The sequence below is a fragment of the Levilactobacillus acidifarinae DSM 19394 = JCM 15949 genome (assembly GCF_001434835.1).
Classification (GTDB): Bacteria; Bacillota; Bacilli; order Lactobacillales; family Lactobacillaceae; genus Levilactobacillus; species Levilactobacillus acidifarinae.
This window is the reverse complement of the sequence record NZ_AZDV01000008.1, coordinates 1-1,755: the sequence shown is the minus strand read 5'-3', so window position 1 is coordinate 1,755 and position 1,755 is coordinate 1. Positions and strand designations below refer to the sequence as shown.

The 1,755-nt window shown below is 50.8% G+C and carries 1 rRNA gene; it reads left to right on the top strand.

Annotated elements, in window-relative coordinates:
• Positions 1-118 precede the first annotated feature (118 nt).
• Positions 119-1,684 (top strand): 16S ribosomal RNA (locus FD25_RS05760).
• Positions 1,685-1,755: the final 71 nt, after the last annotated feature.

The window sequence follows — 1,755 nt, the reverse complement described above, 5'->3', positions numbered from 1 at the left end:
GACAAACCAAATATGTGTAGGGCGGTTTGAACTTAGGTTCAAACCCAAACAATATTTGCGAAGTCAATTCGCTTTTAAAAATGTAACAACAATCGATGAGCTACAAGCTTATCATCTTTAAGATGAGAGTTTGATCCTGGCTCAGGACGAACGCTGGCGGCATGCCTAATACATGCAAGTCGAACGAGTTCCCGTTGATTGACGTGCTTGCACTGATTTCAACATTGGAACGAGTGGCGAACTGGTGAGTAACACGTGGAAAACCTGCCCAGAAGCAGGGGATAACACTTGGAAACAGGTGCTAATACCGTATAACAACAAAAACCGCATGGTTTTTGTTTGAAAGGTGGCTTCGGCTATCACTTCTGGATGGTTCCGCGGCGCATTAGCTAGTTGGTGAGGTAAAGGCCCACCAAGGCAATGATGCGTAGCCGACCTGAGAGGGTAATCGGCCACATTGGGACTGAGACACGGCCCAGACTCCTACGGGAGGCAGCAGTAGGGAATCTTCCACAATGGACGAAAGTCTGATGGAGCAATGCCGCGTGAGTGAAGAAGGGTTTCGGCTCGTAAAACTCTGTTGTTGAAGAAGAACGGGTGTCAGAGTAACTGTTGACATCGTGACGGTATTCAACCAGAAAGCCACGGCTAACTACGTGCCAGCAGCCGCGGTAATACGTAGGTGGCAAGCGTTGTCCGGATTTATTGGGCGTAAAGCGAGCGCAGGCGGTTATTTAAGTCTGATGTGAAAGCCTTCGGCTTAACCGAAGAAGTGCATCGGAAACTGGGTGACTTGAGTGCAGAAGAGGACAGTGGAACTCCATGTGTAGCGGTGGAATGCGTAGATATATGGAAGAACACCAGTGGCGAAGGCGGCTGTCTAGTCTGTAACTGACGCTGAGGCTCGAAAGCATGGGTAGCGAACAGGATTAGATACCCTGGTAGTCCATGCCGTAAACGATGAGTGCTAAGTGTTGGAGGGTTTCCGCCCTTCAGTGCTGCAGCTAACGCATTAAGCACTCCGCCTGGGGAGTACGACCGCAAGGTTGAAACTCAAAGGAATTGACGGGGGCCCGCACAAGCGGTGGAGCATGTGGTTTAATTCGAAGCTACGCGAAGAACCTTACCAGGTCTTGACATCTTCTGCCAATCTTAGAGATAAGACGTTCCCTTCGGGGACAGAATGACAGGTGGTGCATGGTTGTCGTCAGCTCGTGTCGTGAGATGTTGGGTTAAGTCCCGCAACGAGCGCAACCCTTATTATCAGTTGCCAGCATTCAGTTGGGCACTCTGGTGAGACTGCCGGTGACAAACCGGAGGAAGGTGGGGATGACGTCAAATCATCATGCCCCTTATGACCTGGGCTACACACGTGCTACAATGGACGGTACAACGAGTCGCGAAGTCGTGAGGCCAAGCTAATCTCTTAAAGCCGTTCTCAGTTCGGATTGTAGGCTGCAACTCGCCTACATGAAGTTGGAATCGCTAGTAATCGCGGATCAGCATGCCGCGGTGAATACGTTCCCGGGCCTTGTACACACCGCCCGTCACACCATGAGAGTTTGTAACACCCAAAGCCGGTGGGGTAACCTTCGGGAGCCAGCCGTCTAAGGTGGGACAGATGATTAGGGTGAAGTCGTAACAAGGTAGCCGTAGGAGAACCTGCGGCTGGATCACCTCCTTTCTAAGGAATATACGGAGGCTACACATACTTTGTCGAAACAATGGTCAGTTTTGAGGGGTCTACCCTCAAAC